13 protein-coding genes are annotated in these 16,558 nt (G+C 68.7%); 10 read left to right on the top strand and 3 right to left on the bottom strand.

Annotated elements, in window-relative coordinates; all coding sequences use genetic code 11:
- The first annotated feature begins 817 nt into the window (after positions 1 to 817).
- From AB0B25_RS10470 to AB0B25_RS10515, 10 genes are all read left to right on the top strand, one after another.
- Positions 818 to 3,496, top strand: coding sequence for a valine--tRNA ligase (locus tag AB0B25_RS10470; protein ID WP_357176958.1), 2,679 nt, complete (start codon positions 818 to 820; stop codon positions 3,494 to 3,496).
- 92 nt (positions 3,497 to 3,588) lie between these two features.
- Entirely contained in the window at positions 3,589 to 4,959 is a 1,371-nt protein-coding gene (locus AB0B25_RS10475; protein ID WP_357177081.1) for a folylpolyglutamate synthase/dihydrofolate synthase family protein, read from the top strand.
- A gap of 209 nt (positions 4,960 to 5,168) precedes the next feature.
- A complete protein-coding gene (locus tag AB0B25_RS10480; protein WP_357176959.1) occupies positions 5,169 to 5,585 on the top strand; it encodes a DUF4233 domain-containing protein in 417 nt (138 codons plus the stop codon).
- Between the two features lie 154 nt (positions 5,586 to 5,739).
- Entirely contained in the window at positions 5,740 to 6,156 is a 417-nt protein-coding gene (gene ndk / locus AB0B25_RS10485) for a nucleoside-diphosphate kinase (RefSeq protein WP_357074923.1), read from the top strand.
- Between the two features lie 472 nt (positions 6,157 to 6,628).
- Positions 6,629 to 9,790 (top strand): translation initiation factor IF-2 N-terminal domain-containing protein, encoded by a 3,162-nt coding sequence (locus AB0B25_RS10490; protein WP_357176960.1) that lies wholly within the window; start codon positions 6,629 to 6,631, stop codon positions 9,788 to 9,790.
- 354 nt (positions 9,791 to 10,144) lie between these two features.
- Positions 10,145 to 10,456 (top strand): 50S ribosomal protein L21, encoded by a 312-nt coding sequence (gene rplU / locus AB0B25_RS10495; RefSeq protein ID WP_357074929.1) that lies wholly within the window; start codon positions 10,145 to 10,147, stop codon positions 10,454 to 10,456.
- A gap of 22 nt (positions 10,457 to 10,478) precedes the next feature.
- Positions 10,479 to 10,745: a 50S ribosomal protein L27 gene (gene rpmA / locus AB0B25_RS10500; RefSeq protein ID WP_357074932.1), complete on the top strand. Its 267-nt coding sequence runs from the start codon at positions 10,479 to 10,481 to the stop codon at positions 10,743 to 10,745.
- A gap of 175 nt (positions 10,746 to 10,920) precedes the next feature.
- Positions 10,921 to 12,375, top strand: coding sequence for a GTPase ObgE (obgE, locus tag AB0B25_RS10505; protein WP_357176961.1), 1,455 nt, complete (start codon positions 10,921 to 10,923; stop codon positions 12,373 to 12,375).
- Positions 12,376 to 12,516: 141 nt separating this feature from the next.
- Entirely contained in the window at positions 12,517 to 13,662 is a 1,146-nt protein-coding gene (proB, locus tag AB0B25_RS10510) for a glutamate 5-kinase (RefSeq protein ID WP_357176962.1), read from the top strand.
- 129 nt (positions 13,663 to 13,791) lie between these two features.
- Entirely contained in the window at positions 13,792 to 14,091 is a 300-nt protein-coding gene (locus AB0B25_RS10515) for a hypothetical protein (RefSeq protein WP_357176963.1), read from the top strand.
- Positions 14,092 to 14,120: 29 nt separating this feature from the next.
- Here the strand turns inward: AB0B25_RS10515 and AB0B25_RS10520 are convergent, their stop codons facing one another.
- The 3 genes from AB0B25_RS10520 to AB0B25_RS10530 form a co-directional block, all read right to left on the bottom strand.
- Positions 14,121 to 15,182, bottom strand: a complete 1,062-nt coding sequence (locus AB0B25_RS10520) for a hypothetical protein (protein WP_357176964.1) — start codon at positions 15,180 to 15,182, stop codon at positions 14,121 to 14,123.
- Entirely contained in the window at positions 15,179 to 15,553 is a 375-nt protein-coding gene (locus AB0B25_RS10525; RefSeq protein ID WP_357176965.1) for a hypothetical protein, read from the bottom strand. The genes AB0B25_RS10520 and AB0B25_RS10525 overlap by 4 nt, the downstream gene beginning before the upstream one ends.
- A 90-nt stretch (positions 15,554 to 15,643) precedes the next feature.
- On the bottom strand, positions 15,644 to 16,348 hold the full coding sequence (locus AB0B25_RS10530; RefSeq protein ID WP_357176966.1) for an ESX secretion-associated protein EspG: 705 nt from the start codon (positions 16,346 to 16,348) through the stop codon (positions 15,644 to 15,646).
- Positions 16,349 to 16,558 lie beyond the last annotated feature (210 nt).

A 16,558-nucleotide genomic window follows, 5' to 3' on the forward strand; every position in this document is an offset into this window, starting at 1 on the left:
CCATCCCGGCGGCCGAAGGGGCTGGGGATCCACCGGCCCGATCTGCGCCCCGCCCGTCGTGCTGCTGCCGCGGTGACAGGCGACCTGGTGTTCTTCCCCGGCGCGATCCCTTGTCGGGACACCGACCGGGGATCGTGCCTGAACGCGCGCAGAGGTACTCGGGCTCCTGAGGTTGTGCGTTCAGCGGTCGGCGGCCTCCGCGCGCCGAAGCGTTGACCGACCGGCGGGGCGCGGCCGGTCCCCGAGCGACGAGGACAGCTCGTCGCGCGGGCTGCGCGTTCGAGGACAACAGCTGATGCGTCGCAGATCCAACCGGGGTGCACCAGCGTCGACGGAGGTCGGGTCGCGGCAACCTGCCAGTCCAGGCGACCTTCGCGGCAGGCGCCGAGGTCGACGTCGCGATCGCGATCAGCAGTGACGTGATTTCGATCGCCACGACCGTTCCCCTTATCTCGGATAAAGGGAACATTCGGGGTAGAAAATGCTGGAAGCTGAGAATTGCGTATGGATTCAGGGTCGAGCCCGGGTTCGCCGGTAAGCTCACTGACGTGGGCGGAGTGTTCGGTGTCCCTCATCCACCGAAGGCTCCGCCTCTCCTTGCGTCCAGTGCGTAGAGCTGTCCCTCGGCCGGGCGGATCCCGCCCCGCAGCGGGTTCGTCGTCGATCGCCGAGAGCGGCTCCGGCGGTGCCGAGCGGTGTCGTCCGCATCAGATCCCGGCCGGTACTGTGACGTATTCGTCACCGGAACGGATGACCCCGAGTAGATAGGTGTCGACCGACGCGAAGTGCGTGGATCGTCGCGCTTTAGAATCGCGGGGTGACCAGCGCAGCCCCTGACAACACGCGTAATCGTGCCGATGCCCTCCCCAAGAGCTGGACGCCCAGCGAGGTGGAAGCCGAGATGTACGAGCGCTGGGTAGCCGCTGGCTATTTCACGGCGAGCATCACCGGCGGCAAGCCCGCGTACTCGATCGTGCTGCCGCCACCCAACGTCACCGGCACACTGCACATGGGGCACGCGCTCGACCACACTCTGATGGATACGTTGTCCCGCCGCAAGCGCATGCAGGGCTACGAAGTGCTCTGGCTGCCCGGTATGGACCACGCGGGGATCGCCACCCAGACCGTGGTGGAGAAGCAGCTGGCGGTCGACGGTAAGACCAAGGAAGACTTCGGCCGCGAGCTGTTCGTCGAGAAGGTGTGGGACTGGAAGCGCGAGTCCGGCGGCGCCATCCAGTGGCAGATGCGCGCGCTCGGCGACGGTGTCGACTGGAGCCGCGACCGCTTCACCATGGACGAGGGTCTGTCGCGCGCCGTGCAGACCATCTTCAAGCGGCTCTACGACGCGGGTCTGATCTACCGTGCCGAGCGGCTGGTGAACTGGTCGCCGGAATTGCGCACCGCAATCTCCGACATCGAGGTCAAGTACGAGGATGTGCAGGGCGAGCTGGTCTCGCTGCGCTACGGTTCGCTCGACGACGACGAACCGCATGTGATCGTGGCCACCACCCGGGTGGAGACCATGCTCGGTGACACCGCCGTCGCGGTGCACCCCGAGGACGCGCGCTACCAGGCGCTGCTCGGCACCACGCTGGAGCACCCGATCACGGGGCGGCAGATCCCGATCATCGCCGATGATTACGTCGATCCGGAATTCGGATCCGGCGCGGTGAAGATCACCCCGGCACACGACCCCAACGACTTCGAACTGGGTCTGCGGCACGGCCTTTCGATGCCGACCATCATGGACGAGCGCGGCCGGATCACCGGAACCGGGACCGAATTCGATGGCATGGATCGTTTCGAGGCGCGCGTCAAGGTGCGTGAGCGGCTCGCCGAGGAAGGCCGGGTCGTCGCGGAGAAGCGGCCGTACCTGCACAGCGTCGGGCACTCCGAGCGCACCGGTGAGCCGATCGAGCCTCGCCTTTCCATGCAGTGGTGGGTCAAGGTCGAATCGCTCGCCGAGGCCGCCGGTGACGCGGTGCGCAATGGCGACACGGTGATCCATCCGAAGAGCCAAGAGCCGCGCTGGTTCGAGTGGGTCGACGACATGCACGACTGGTGTATCTCGCGCCAGCTGTGGTGGGGTCACCGCATCCCGATCTGGTACGGCCCCGAGGGCGAAGTGGTCTGCGTCGGCCCCGACGAGCAAGCACCCGAGGGGTGGGTGCAGGACCCGGACGTGCTCGACACCTGGTTCTCCTCCGGCCTGTGGCCGTTCTCGACCATGGGTTGGCCGCATGCCACCGCCGAACTCGAGAAGTTCTATCCCACCAGCGTTCTCGTCACCGGCTACGACATCCTCTTCTTCTGGGTGGCGCGGATGATGATGTTCGGCACCTACGTGGCCGACGACGCCGTGCTGACCACGGGCAAGGGAACCGCGCGTCAGGTGCCGTTCAAGGACGTGTTCCTGCACGGCCTGATCCGCGACCAGTACGGCAAGAAGATGTCCAAGTCGCGTGGCAACGGGATCGACCCGCTGGACTGGATCAACGCCTACGGCGCCGACGCCCTGCGGTTCACCCTCGCGCGCGGCGCGCAGCCGGGCGGTGACCTGTCGGTCGGCGAGCCGCAGGCGCTCGCCGCGCGCAGCTTCGTGACCAAGCTGTTCAACGCGACCAAATTCGCGCTGATGAACGGTGCGCGGGTCGGTGACCTGCCCGATCGCGCGCAGCTCACCGATGCCGACCGCTGGATCACCGATCGGCTGGAAGCGGTACGCGCCGAAGTGGATTCGGCGTTCGACGGCTACGAGTTCGGCAAGGCGTGCGAGGCGCTCTACCACTTCGCCTGGGACGAGCTGTGCGACTGGTACCTGGAATTGGCCAAGGTCCAGTTCGCTGCCGAGGGTGCGCGCGCCGAGGCGACCCAAGTGGTGTTGGGCACCGTTCTCGACGCGGTCCTACGGCTGCTGCATCCGGTTATCCCGTTCGTCACCGAGTCGCTGTGGCAGGCGCTGACCGGCGGTGAATCGGTGGTCATCGCGCCGTGGCCGCAGCCCTCCGGTGTTCCCGTGGATCACACCGCCGCGCAACGCATCGCGGACGCCCAGCGGTTGATCACCGAGATCCGCCGGTTCCGCAGCGACCAGGGCCTCGCCGACAAGCAGAAGGTGACGGCCAAGCTGGTCGGTGTGGACGCGGCGGGACTGAGCACGCTGGAGGAGTCGGTGGCGAACCTGGCCAGGCTCACCGAGCCGGGCCCCGTTTTCGCCGCGACCGCGTCGGTGGAGGTGCGCTTGAGCGGGGCGACGGTCACCGTGGAATTGGACACTTCCGGCACGGTCGACCTGGACGCCGAACGCCGCCGCCTGGCCAAGGACCTGGCGGCCGCGGAGAAGGAACTCCAGGGCACCGCTGCCAAACTCGGCAACGAGGCGTTCCTGGCCAAAGCGCCCGAGCAGGTGGTCGACAAGATCAAGAACAGGCAACAGATCGCCGCCGCCGAAGTCGCGCGCATCAGCGCCCGCCTCACCGAGCTGAGCGGCAAGTGAACGCCGAACCGGAACCGCAGTACGGCGACGACGAGCACCGCGGCGGCGCGGCCCGGCTGCACTCCGGCCCGTCGCCGGTGGAGCTGGCCGAAATGGCGCTGGTCGAGGCCGAACTCGACCAGCGCTGGCCGGAGACCAAGATCGAACCGTCGTTGACGCGGATCGCCACGCTGATGGACCTGCTCGGCGCCCCGCAGCAGAGCTATCCGGCGATCCATGTCGCGGGCACCAACGGCAAAACCTCGGTGACCAGGATGATCGATGCACTGCTCACCGCGCTGCATCGGCGGACCGGCCGGATCACCAGTCCACACCTGCAGCTGGCCACCGAGCGGATCAGCATCGACAACGCGCCGATCTCCCCGGCCGAGTACGTGGCGACCTACCGCGAGCTGCTGCCATACGTCGAGATGATCGACAAGCAGTCGGCCGCCGCGGGCGGGCCCGCCATGAGCAAGTTCGAGGTGCTCACCGGTATGGCCTTCGCGGCCTTCGCCGAGGCGCCGGTCGACGTCGCGGTGGTGGAGACCGGCATGGGTGGTACCTGGGACGCCACCAACGTCGTCGACGGACAGGTGGCGGTGATCACGCCGATCGGTCTGGACCACACCGACTACCTCGGGACCGACCTGGCGTCCATCGCGGGGGAGAAGGCCGGGATCATCAAGCGTGCGCCGGAGAGTCTGGTCCCGCGCGACAACGTCGCGGTCATCGCGGAGCAGGAGCCGGAGGCGATGGAGGTGCTGCTGCGCCGCGCTGTCGAGGTGGACGCAGCGGTGGCGCGTGAGGGCGCCGAATTCCGGGTGCTCGCCCGACAGATCGCGGTCGGCGGTCAGCAGCTCGAATTGCAAGGTCTCGGCGGGGTGTACGACGAGATCTTCCTGCCGCTGCACGGCGAACACCAGGCGCGCAATGCGGTGCTCGCGCTCGCCGCGGTCGAGGCGTTCTTCGGCGCGGGCGCTCAGCGGCAGCTCGACATCGACGCGGTGCGCGCCGGTTTCGCGAGTGTGACCAGTCCGGGCCGGCTGGAGCGCATCCGAAGCGCCCCGACCATCTTCATCGACGCCGCGCACAACCCAGCCGGCGCGCGTGCGCTGGCCGCGACCCTCACCTCGGAGTTCGACTTCCGCAAGTTGGTCGGCGTGGTCGCGGTACTCGGTGACAAGGACGCCGAGGGCATCCTCGCCGCACTGGAGCCGGTATTCGACGAGATCGTCGTCACCAGCAACGGTTCGCCGCGTGCGATGGACGTGGAGACCCTGGCCGATCTCGCGGTGCAGCGTTTCGGCGACGAGCGGGTAGTCACCGCGACGACTCTGCCGGACGCGCTCGAGACCGCGATCGCGCTCGCCGAGGAGATCGGCGGGCAGGGCGAAATGGTGTCCGGTGCGGGTGTCGTGGTGACCGGCTCGGTGGTGACGGCAGGCGCGACCCGCGCACTGTTCGGTAAGGACCCGGCATGAGCGTCAGGCCCGGAGGCGGCAGCTTGTGTGACCACGGAGGGCCCGCGTGTGCCGAGGAGGGTGCAGCATGAGCGTCAGGCCCGGAGGCGGCAGCTTGTGTGACCACGGAGGGCCCGCGTGTGCCGAGGAGGGTGCGGCATGAGCGTCAGGCCCGGAGGCGGCAGCTTGTGTGACCACGGAGGGCCCGTGTGTGCCGAGGAGGGTGCAGCATGACCGAATCTGCCGACCAGGGTGAGCGGCCGGTGCCGCCGCCCGCGGCCGATCCGTGGAAGGGCTTGCGCGGCGTGATGGCGGGCACCTTGGTGCTCGAGGCGATCGTCGTGCTGCTCGCGCTGCCGGTGGTCGCCGACGTCGGCGGCGGGGTGACCTGGCTGTCGGGCACCTACTTGGTCGTGCTCGCGGTGGTGATGTTCCTCGGCGCGGGGGTGCAACGGCGTTCCTTCGCGCTGCCGTTCAACCTGGGCCTGCAGGTGCTCGTCCTGCTCGGCGCGGTCATCCACCCCTCGATCGGCGTCATCGGCATTGTTTTCGCGATCGTCTGGGGTTTCATCCTGGTGCTGCGCGCCGATGTCCGCGGCCGTATGGCGAAGGGGTTGCTGCCGAGCCAGCGGGCCCCACGCTCCTAGCCGCGGCCGGTGCGCCGAGATCGATGTGGATTCGGTCACACGGCGTCCAGCGACACCCGTCCCGGTGTTGGTGCGGTATCGCGGGGTGCCCGGAGAGGTTGCCTGGCCGACCGCTGGTTCGGTGCCCGGACGGATGCCCGTTAGGCTGTGCGCCGTGACTGAGCAGACGTTGGTACTCATCAAGCCGGACGGCGTGGGCCGTGGCCTTGTCGGCGAGGTGCTGGCACGGATCGAGCGCAAGGGCCTGAAGATCGTCGCCCTCGAACTGAAGCATGTGACCGAGGAGCTGGCCAGGGGCCACTACGCCGAGCACGCCGAGAAGCCTTTCTTCGATTCGCTGATCGAGTTCATCACCTCCGGGCCGGTCGTGGCGGCCATTCTGGAGGGCCCGCGCGCGATCGCGGCATTCCGGCAGATCGCGGGCGGCACCGACCCGGTCGAGAAGGCCGTGCCGGGCAGCATCCGCGGAGATTTCGCGCTGGAGACCCAGGAGAACTTGGTGCACGGGTCCGACTCGCCGGAGTCGGCCAAGCGTGAGATCACCCTCTGGTTCCCCGCGTTCCCGGTCTGATCGGAGTCCTGATCGCCGTGCCCGCGCCGGCCGGATGCTGGGAGAATGCGCTCCGGGCACGGCGTAGCCGAGCGCCGATGGCGAGCGCCCGGCGGCCGGTGTGGGATACTGGCATCGGCTGCACTCGACGCCGACTGTTCGCGCAGATGCGTGTACGAGAGGTGGCGATCGTAGCCGGGTGATACCACGGTTCGATGCCGATCATCGCTGCCATGGACAAACAGCCCGTTGCTGGGGTTCGCTGTTCGCGTCGGCACGCTGGATGAGCGCTCGATCCGCGGAGTTCAGCCATACAGCCAGGCGCCGCGTGACCAGTTAGCCCGAACAACAAACGACATGGAGATAACCGGGCATGCGGGGCGAGACCACTTGACCTCGCGTCTTTGCGCGCGAGTCGAATAGACAGCGCCCCCGCGTCGGCCGCGTCACTCCCACCAGGAGGGACGCGCCCGGGGGTCCCGAGGAGACTTTCGTGGCCGATCAAGAGCCGCTGGAACCAACATCACAGGATGCCGAACAATTGCCGGAGCGAATCCGAGTTCACGCACTTGCCAAACTGCTGGGGGTAACGAGCAAGCGCATCCTGGCGAAGTTAACCGAGCTGGGGGCGGACGCGCGCAGCGCGCAATCGAACGTCGACCGCGTTGTCGCCGAGTCGGTGCGCGATGCCCTGGGTGCGGGAGAGGAAGCAGCCCCTGCGGGCGAGCCCACCTCCGTGCAGAAGGGCACCGCTGAGCAGGCTGGTGGCATCGTGCGGCCGAGCGATACCGAACCGGTGTCCGCGTCGCCCGAGCAACAGGAACCCGCGTGGCAACCGCGGGCCGAGGGCTCCGTCGGCGGTCCCGGTGTCATCTTCTCCGCACTGGACGCGCCCAGCCCTGGGCACCCGATGGAGGTGTCGAGCGCCCCGGCGCACCAGCCGTCGTCGCTGTTCACGCACCCGGTGCGGCAGAACCCGGAGGTTGCCGCTCCGGCGGCGTTCGAATCCGCCGCCGTGGTGCAGACGCCGCTGTTCCTCCCGCCGGACGCTCAAGCCGCCGAGCAGGCGCGCAAGCAACGTCGCGCGGAACGCGAGGCGCGTCGCGCCGAGCAGCCGACACCGGAGCCGGTCGAGGAGGACGTGGCCGAGGTCACCGAGGACGACGGCGAGTCGCTCGACCAACAGGGTGATGCCGATGGCCAGCCGCGCCGCAGGCGTCGTGGCCGCCGTGGCCGTGGCCGCGGCCGCGGCGAGCAGTCCTCGGAGGGTGAGGGTGACGAGACCGACACCGAATCCGAGACCGAGGACGAGCAGGCCGCCGAGAGCGCCGAGCCCGCCGAAGTCGCGGAATCCGGCGAGACCGCCACTTCCGAGTCCGACGACGAGGACGGTGGCCCGGAGGGGTCGACTCGTCGCCGCCGCCGCAGGCGTCGCCGCAAGGTGGCGGGCGATTCCGGCGAGAACGAGCAAGCCGATGACGATCCGCCGAACACGGTCGTGCACGAGCGTGAACCACGCAACAAGAGCCGTAGCCGCGCCGCCGCTGTCGACGAGGTGCAGGGCATCACCGGTTCCACCAGGTTGGAAGCCAAGCGCCAGCGTCGCCGCGACGGTCGCGAGGCAGGCCGTCGCCGGCCGCCGATCCTGACCGAGTCGGAGTTCCTGGCGCGCCGTGAGGCGGTGGACCGGGTCATGGTCGTGCGGGAGAAGTCCTTCCCGGATCACCCCTCCGCCACCCAGGTCGCGGTGCTCGAGGACAACATTCTGGTCGAGCACTTCGTCACGAGCACCGGCTCCGCGTCCATGGTCGGCAACGTCTACCTCGGCAAGGTGCAGAACGTCCTGCCCAGCATGGAGGCGGCGTTCGTCGACATCGGCCGTGGTCGTAACGGCGTGCTCTATGCCGGTGAGGTGAACTGGGAGGCTGCCGGGCTCGGCGGCCGCGAGCGCAAGATCGAACAGGCGCTCAAGCCGGGTGACCAGGTGCTGGTTCAGGTCAGCAAGGACCCGGTCGGCCACAAGGGCGCCCGCCTCACCACCCAGATCAGTCTGGCCGGACGTTTCCTGGTCTATGTGCCGGGTGGTACGTCCACCGGGATCAGCCGCAAATTGCCCGACACGGAGCGCAAGCGGCTCAAGGACATCTTGCGCGACATCGTGCCCGCCGATGCCGGTGTGATCATCCGCACGGCGTCCGAGGGTGTCAGCGAGGCCGAGTTGGCCCGCGACGTGGAACGGCTGCAAGCGACCTGGCGCACGATCGCTGGGCAGGCGGGCAAGGACAGTGGCGCGCCGAAGACCCTCTACGAGGAGCCGGACCTCCTGGTCAAGGTCATCCGCGACCTGTTCAACGAGGACTTCTCCAAGCTGGTCATCGAAGGTGACCGGGCTTGGAGCACGGTGGAGAAGTACATCGGCACCGTCGCGCCGGATCTGCTCGCCCGGGTATCGCGGCACGAGAACAACGGTGTCGACGTGTTCGAGACCTACCGGATCGACGAACAGCTGGCCAAGGCGCTCGATCGCAAGGTGTGGTTGCCCTCCGGCGGCACCCTGGTGATCGACCGCACCGAGGCCATGACGGTGATCGACGTCAACACCGGCAAGTTCACCGGCTCCGGCGGTAGCAACCTGGAAGAAACGGTCACCAGGAACAACCTGGAGGCGGCCGAGGAGATCGTCCGCCAGATGCGGCTGCGTGACATCGGCGGCATGATCGTCGTCGACTTCATCGACATGGTGCTCGAATCCAACCGGGATCTGGTGCTGCGTCGCCTCACCGAGGCGTTGGGCCGCGACCGGACCCGCCATCAGGTCTCCGAGGTCACTTCGCTCGGTTTGGTGCAGATGACCCGCAAGAAGCTGGGCACCGGGCTGGTCGAGGCGTTCTCGACTACCTGTGAGCACTGCCACGGTCGTGGCATCCTCGTGCACACCTATCCGGTGGAACTCGGCGGCGACGAGAGCGCGGGGCGGCCCCGGGAGAGCGGCTCGCGCAGGCGCCGTGGACGGGACAAGGGCGCCGCGAGCACCGCGCCCGCCCAGGCCGCGAACGGCGCCACCCCTGCGCCGGACAGCGGCGACGAGGACGCCGCTGTCAAACGGGCGCACCCGGTCGCGCTGGCGATGGCAGGTCATCATCCGGAGGACGTCGAGCAGCTGACCAAGGCGGAGGCGGTATCGTCGCCGGTCGCCGAGCCGCAAGCCGAGTCTGCCGGTCGTGTGGTCGCTCGGGCGGACTCGGTCGACGAACCCGATGCGGTCGCCCATGCCGCGGCGATCGAGACCGATGACGTGGAGCCGGTCCAGGCCACGGTGGCGGTGCCCGTCGACGAGGCGGCGACCGAGCCCACCGAGGCCGTAAAGGTGGTCGGGAAGGCGCAGCCCGGATCCGAGCCGCCCGCTGCGGTCAGGGCCAACGGCGTGTCCGACCCAGCGGCGGCACGTCCGGCCCGTCGTCGCAGGGTTGCGCGTTCGGCGGCCGCGCCCGCTGCGGACAGCTCCGGCGCGGTGTTCGTGTTACCCACCGGAGAGCAGGCGCCGACACCCGCGATCGACTACTCCGAGCCGGAGCCGGTCGAGGTGCCCCGGCGCGCGCGACCGCGCCGGCGTGCGGTCGGCCGCCCGGCGGGTGCACCGGACACGTCGAACTGACACCCGTCGCTCACCGTCCACGTGGCCCCCGTCGGTGTGACCGGCGGGGGCCACGTGCGTGTGCCGCAGCGAACTCGCAGCGTCGGCGGAGTGCAGGCTCGGGCACCGGTTTGGTTGTGGCGGTGCGCGTCCTGTAATCTTGGACAGTCGCTGCCCGGTGACAGCGTGTTCTGTCTTCGTGGCCCGGTTCTCGACAGTTCGATACCGAGAGCCACCAGGCACCGAGGCGGCGGCGATTACCAGACCATTGTGTGGCGGTCTCCGGTGGCATTCTTCGGCCGGAGCAGCTGCCGCGTGAGCAAGTGTCGAGCACTATGAGTGCCGAGCACTACAGGAAAGAAGGGCAGCCGACCGATGGCAACGTACGCGATCGTCAAGACCGGCGGAAAGCAGTACAAGGTCGCGGTCGGTGACCTGGTGAAGGTCGAGAAGATCGAGGGCGCGCCGGGCACCGCTGTGGCGCTGAACCCGGTTCTCGTCGTCGATGGCGCCGAGCTCACCACCGACGCGGCGAAGCTGGCGAAGGTCTCCGTGGCGGCCGAGGTCGTCGAGCAGACCAAGGGCCCGAAGATCCGCATCCACAAGTTCAAGAACAAGACCGGCTACCACAAGCGCCAGGGTCACCGTCAGCCACTGACGGTCCTGAAGGTCACCGGCATCAAGTAAGACATCCCGAGGAGATTCAGCTATGGCACACAAGAAGGGTGCGTCCAGTTCCAGGAACGGACGCGATTCCAACGCCCAGCGACTCGGCGTCAAGCGCTTCGGCGGCCAGACGGTCAAGGCGGGCGAGATCCTGGTGCGTCAGCGTGGCACCCACTTCCACCCCGGCGTGAACGTTGGCCGTGGTGGTGACGACACGCTGTTCGCCCTTGCGACCGGTGCGGTCGAGTTCGGCACCAAGCGTGGACGCAAGACCGTCAACATCATCGTCCCGGAGCCGGTCCAGGCCTGACCGCAGCACGGCGCGGCCGGGCGGAGTCCTGCCGAGTCGAGCCAGGCGAGGCAGCCGCCCAACCACTTCCGGACAACAGCGAGCGGGTCAGGGTCTGATGAACCCTGGCCCGTTTTCGTGTTCCGATAAGACCAGCCCGAAGTACGACCAGTCCCGAAGGAGGATGATTCGGCCTATGTCCAAGTTCATCGACCGTGTCGTACTGCATGTGCGAGCCGGTAAGGGCGGCCACGGCTGCGCCTCGGTGCACCGTGAGAAGTTCAAGCCGCTCGGCGGACCCGACGGCGGCAACGGCGGCAACGGCGGCGACGTGATTCTCGAGGTCGACGCCAATGTGCACACGCTGTTGGACTTCCACTTCCACCCACACGCCAAGGCAGGCAGCGGGAAGCCGGGGGAGGGCGGCAACCGCGACGGCAAGCAGGGCGTCGATCTGGTGCTGAAGGTGCCCGACGGCACCGTGGTGCTCGACGACGACGGCAAGGTGCTCGTCGACCTGGTCGGCGCGGGCAACCGCTTCATCGTGGCCCGGGGTGGCCGCGGCGGACTCGGCAACGCCGCGCTCGCTTCGAAGGCGCGCAAGGCCCCCGGTTTCGCGCTGCTCGGTGAGGAGGGCGAAGAGAGCGACCTGGTGCTCGAGCTGAAGTCGGTGGCCGATGTCGGCCTGGTCGGCTTCCCCTCGGCAGGCAAGTCGTCACTGGTTTCGGTGCTCTCCGCGGCGAAGCCGAAGATCGCGGACTATCCGTTCACCACGCTGGTTCCCAACCTCGGCGTGGTCGCCAGCGGCGAGACCACCTTCACGGTCGCGGACGTGCCCGGTCTGATCCCCGGTGCCAGCGAGGGCCGTGGCCTCGGGCTGGACTTCCTGCGGCACCTGGAGCGCTGCGCGGTGCTCGCCCATGTGGTGGACTGCGCCACCCTGGAACCGGGTCGCGACCCGGTGTCGGATGTGGACGCGTTGGAAGCCGAGTTGGCCGCCTACAAGCCCGCGCTGAGCGCCGACGCCGGTCTCGGCGACCTGGCCGACCGTCCGCGAGTGGTGATCTTGAACAAGATCGACGTGCCGGACGCCGCCGAACTGGCCGAGATGGTGACCACGGAGTTCGCCGAGCGAGGCTGGCCGGTGTTCGAAATCTCGGCGGTGAGCCGGGCGGGTCTGCGCCCCTTGACCTTTGCTCTCGCCGACCTGGTGCACCAGTACCGCCAGCAGCATCCGAAGGCCGCGCCGAAGCGTCCGGTCATCCGCCCGATCGCGCTGGACGAGACCGGATTCAGCGTGCTCGCCGACCCGGAGGAGCCCGGCGGCTTCATCGTGCGCGGTACCCGGCCCGAGCGGTGGGTCCGCCAGACCCAATTCGACAACGACGAGGCCGTCGGTTACCTGGCCGACCGGCTCGCCCGTCTCGGCGTCGAAGACGAGCTGGTGAAGAGGGGGGCCGAGCCGGGGGCTCCGGTCACCATCGGCGACGTGACGTTCGAGTGGGAGCCGCAGATCTCGGCCGGCATCGACATGGTGCCCACGGGTCGTGGCACCGACATCCGGTTGGAGCAATCCGACCGGGTGAGCGCGGCCGAGCGCAAGCACGCGTCCCGCGTGCGGCGTGGGCTGGTGGACGAAGACAAGGAGTAGGACCATGGACGACGGTCGGGTCATCGCCTGGTCGCGGTGTGGGTCGCGTGCGGCGGACTCGACCGGGCACGGCGCTGCTCGGGTCCGGGTATTCGCCAGGGCTGTCGTCAATTCGATTGTGGTGCAAGGGGTGCAGCTGCGATGCAGGTGAGTTCCGATACCGCCGAGGCAGATTCGGCGTCGGGTACGAGTGCGGCCCGGCTGGCGATCGGATCGGCGCGCCGGGTGGTGGTGAAGATCGGTTCGTCCGCACTGACCAGTCTGGAGGGCGGGCTGGACACCACGCGGCTGGATCGGCTCGCGGACGCGGTCGAGGCGCGGATGCGCGCGGGATCCGACGTGGTCGTGGTGTCCTCGGGCGCCATCGGTGCGGGAATCGCACCGCTCGGGCTGAGTAGCCGTCCCCGTGACCTGGCCACCAAACAGGCCGCCGCGAGCGTTGGGCAGCTGGCACTGGCGCACGCCTGGGGAACATCGTTCGCGCGTTACGGCCGTACGGTCGGCCAGGTACTACTGAGCGCCAACGATTTCGGCCGCCGTGAGCACTACCGCAACGCGCAGCGCACGCTGGATCGCCTTCGCTCCCTCGGCGCCGTCGCGGTGGTGAACGAAAACGACACCGTCGCCACGGAAGAGATCCGATTCGGCGACAATGACCGGCTCGCCGCGCTGGTCGCCCACTTGGTCGGCGCGGACGCACTCGTGTTGCTGTCCGACGTCGACGGCCTCTACGACGGCGATCCACGCAAAGGCGCGGCAACCCTCGTTCCCGAGGTCCGCGGCAGCGCCGATCTGGACGGTGTCATCGCGGGCAGCGGTGGTGCGCTCGGTACCGGTGGCATGGCGTCCAAGCTGTCGGCTGCCCGCCTTGCCGCTGATGCGGGAGTGCCTGTTCTCTTGGCCGCCGCGTCCTCGGCGGCCACCGCCCTGACCACCGGTGCGGTGGGCACTGCCTTCGCCGCCCGTCCGGTTCGCCTGTCCGCCCGCAAGTTCTGGGTCCGGCACGCGGCCGACAGCCGCGGCGCGCTGCTCATCGACGACGGCGCGGTACAGGCGGTGGCCCATCGGCGCCGTTCGCTGCTGGCCGCAGGTATCACCGGCGTCCGCGGTCGATTCGCCGGCGGCGACGTGGTCGACCTGGTGGCGCCCGACACTCGCGTCGTTGCCCGCGGCGTCGTCGAATACGACAGCACCGAACTCGCCGGCATGCTCGGCCGCTCGACCGCTGAACTGCCGGACACTATGCGGCGTCCGGTCATTCACGCCGACGACCTGGTCAAGGTGTAGTCCGCGCGGTCACCTTCGGGGTAGCTGCGTCGCGGCGGGACTGTTGCCGCATCGGGGTATGTCGCGGATCCGGATCCAGTGCAGGTAAAAGGCTCGCCCATGGGGCGGGGACGGCTGTACGCTCTGCGGATGCTTCGCAAGACTTCCCAGGAGAAGAAGCGGCTGAGCTATGCCAAGGATCGCCGCAACAACTACGGCGAGAACGACAAATCCTCGCGCAAGAACATTCCGCTACGTAAGCGCCTGGTCAATCGGGCCAACCGCCGTCTCGCCGAAGTCATGCTGATGGGTGCGACCGGTATCGCAGACCCGGTCGGCGCCGATTCGGTCGAGCAGGACTTCCTTGGTCGGCGTCCGAAGCGATGGAAGAAGTCGCCCGACATCCCGCTGGGGATTCATGCCGCGGGCAAACGAGAGCGCGGCAATTGATCGGTCTCACGGCGCGGTGAGGGCACCCGTCAGGACGGGACGACGCCGGGTTGGTTCGTGGTGGGTACCTGGTTCTGGTTGCCTTGCACCGGGCCGGTGACGCCGGGCTGGCCGCCGGGATCGGGCAGCGGGACCGGGGGTTCGGCCGGGCTGGGGATCGGCGGCTGTACCGGTCGCGCGGGTTCCGGTATCGCAGGTGCCGGAGGAGGGCTCGGCGGCGGCTGCGTCGATGCTGGCGGAGGGGACGGCGCCTGCTGTGTCTGCGGGGTCGGTTCGGGTGCGGGCTGAGGCGTGGGTGCGGGCTGGGTGGAAGGGGCTCGCTCGGACGGCGACGATTGCTGAGACGGTGGCATCGATGGGCTCGGCTGAGGGGCGGGCAGCGGCTGGACTCCCGGTGCCGAATCATGCGATGGTGCCGGCGATTTCGGTGCGGGGTCGGGTCGCGGGGTGTCCGGCGCCGATTGGCTGTCCGGGCCTGCCTGTTCGGGCGTCCTGTACTTCGGCGTGTTCGGCGCCGAAGCCTCGGGCGTGGCCCGGCCCGATCGCACGTCCGGCGGCGCGGGCGGGTCGGGCAGCGCGGGTACCGCTGTACCCGCCGCGGAGTAGGCGGGCTTGTAGACCATGTTCATCGCGAGCACGGCCTCCTGCCGCAGCGCCTCCTGAGCCATCTGCGCATCGATGACGTGGGCGGCTTCCAGAAGTTTCGCCACGGTGCCGACCGGTCCGGAGTTGCCGGGCGGCACCGCCGCGAGCTTCACCGCCTCGGCAGCCGTAGCGACGCCGCCGAGCCGGGCGCCGACCTCGCCCATCACCGCGGCCAACTCGTCCACCGAGGCGGCGAAGCTACGCGCGCTGGCATACGCGGCGTCGGCGGTGGCGCCCTGCCACTGCATCGAGTTCAGCACGCGATCCACGCTGCCCTGGGTGAGCGGAAACGAGGTCGCGAGCGCACCGGCCACCTCCAGCCACGTCGCCGAGGCGCGCAACACCTGCGTGGCGTCGATCTGTTGTGCCTTGGCATAGATCTCTTCGTGCCGCATCGACTCGAAGTGCTCCATCGAAGTGATGTAGTCCGGGTCGTAGCCGGTCATCTGGGCGACCTCGAGTCGACGGCGCGCAGAGCGGCGGCGTTCGCGGCGTCGGCCTCTTCGAGCAGTCCGCCGCTGATCAGGAAGGCCTCCCTCATCCGGTAGGCGGCCTCGATGTAGTGATCGAGTAGCGCAGCCGCGTCGCGGGCCTTGTGGCCGAAACCGTCCCGCAGTTGCTGCGCGGAGTCGAATCCGCCGAATCCGCCCAGCTCCGCGGCGGACTCGAGGCGCTGCCGCAGGTGGATCAACCGATCGGCCTGCCGGTCATACTGTTCGGCGCACTGCCGCGCTGCCGCCGGATCGAACTGTACGGTTCCCGCCCGCGCCGCTTGCTTGAATCGGGCGATATCGGCCCGGCTGGTTTCGATCGTCATCGCGCACCCCCTGAGATCGTTCGGTACGCCTCAGACTAACCGGAAGCCGGGTAGCGGGTCCGTAGTAACCACCGGTCGGCTGACGATGGCCTACGCGGGAATTCGCCTTTGCAGTTGTGCGGCGATCTGCTCGGGCGAAGCGGGGGCGATATGCACCTCGACTCCCGCTTTGATCAGGTAACGCCCGTCGTCGCGGACATCGATCCAGGTGTAGTGGGTCGGTGTCGGTGGGGTGGGCCGGTCGAGCCGGGACTCGATCCGAATGTGTCCCTCGGCGGTATGTGGCTCGAGTAAGAGCTTGCGGATCCGTGGCGCGGCAGGCTGCCGTGCCGGCGCCGCGTCCTCGTCGCGCACGGCGTCGGCCGAAGCAGCCCGGGCGGGGTGCTTGCCCGGGGGGATCTTCGGCAGCAGCGCCGCGATCCGCGCTCCCAGTTTGGCGCTGTGCCCGATCGAGATTCGCACGCGGCCACCGAAATCCGGCACCGGTCCGGGCTCCTGTACCGCGAGCACGGCACGGTCGTAGATCGTCGCGGCCAGCAGCCGCAGTTCGGTGCCGGGCTGGTGCGCGCCACCGATCGCCACGATCCGGGTGTGCGGCATCGCCAGAATACGCAGGCAGGCGGACAGATCGGGGTCGGAGCCGAGCGGCATCCGCTCGGCGAGGGCGATCCGTAGCTTCTCGGCCTCGGTCTCGGTCCGCGGCGTCTCCAGGATGCGGAGGGGATAGGGGTGGCGATCCAGATCGGTCTCGCGCCAGATGTGGGCGAACTCGTCTGGAGTGAAGGTCCATTCCATGGCCGAATCACATCCTTACCGAACCGCCAATGCTGCTCGTAGCCTAGCGGTCTCGCGCAAGGAGCGGAGAGGTCACGATCGACGACCTGGGTATGGTGGGGCTAACGCGGCGACGAATTCTCGGATATACAAGCAACCACCCGGTTGTACTCGGCTCGGTCGTTCCGAGATGCCGTGCTCCGCAACGGGGATCGGGGTGGATGGGAGTAT

The sequence above is a fragment of the Nocardia sp. NPDC049190 genome (assembly GCF_040648115.1).
Taxonomy (GTDB): Bacteria; Actinomycetota; Actinomycetes; order Mycobacteriales; family Mycobacteriaceae; genus Nocardia.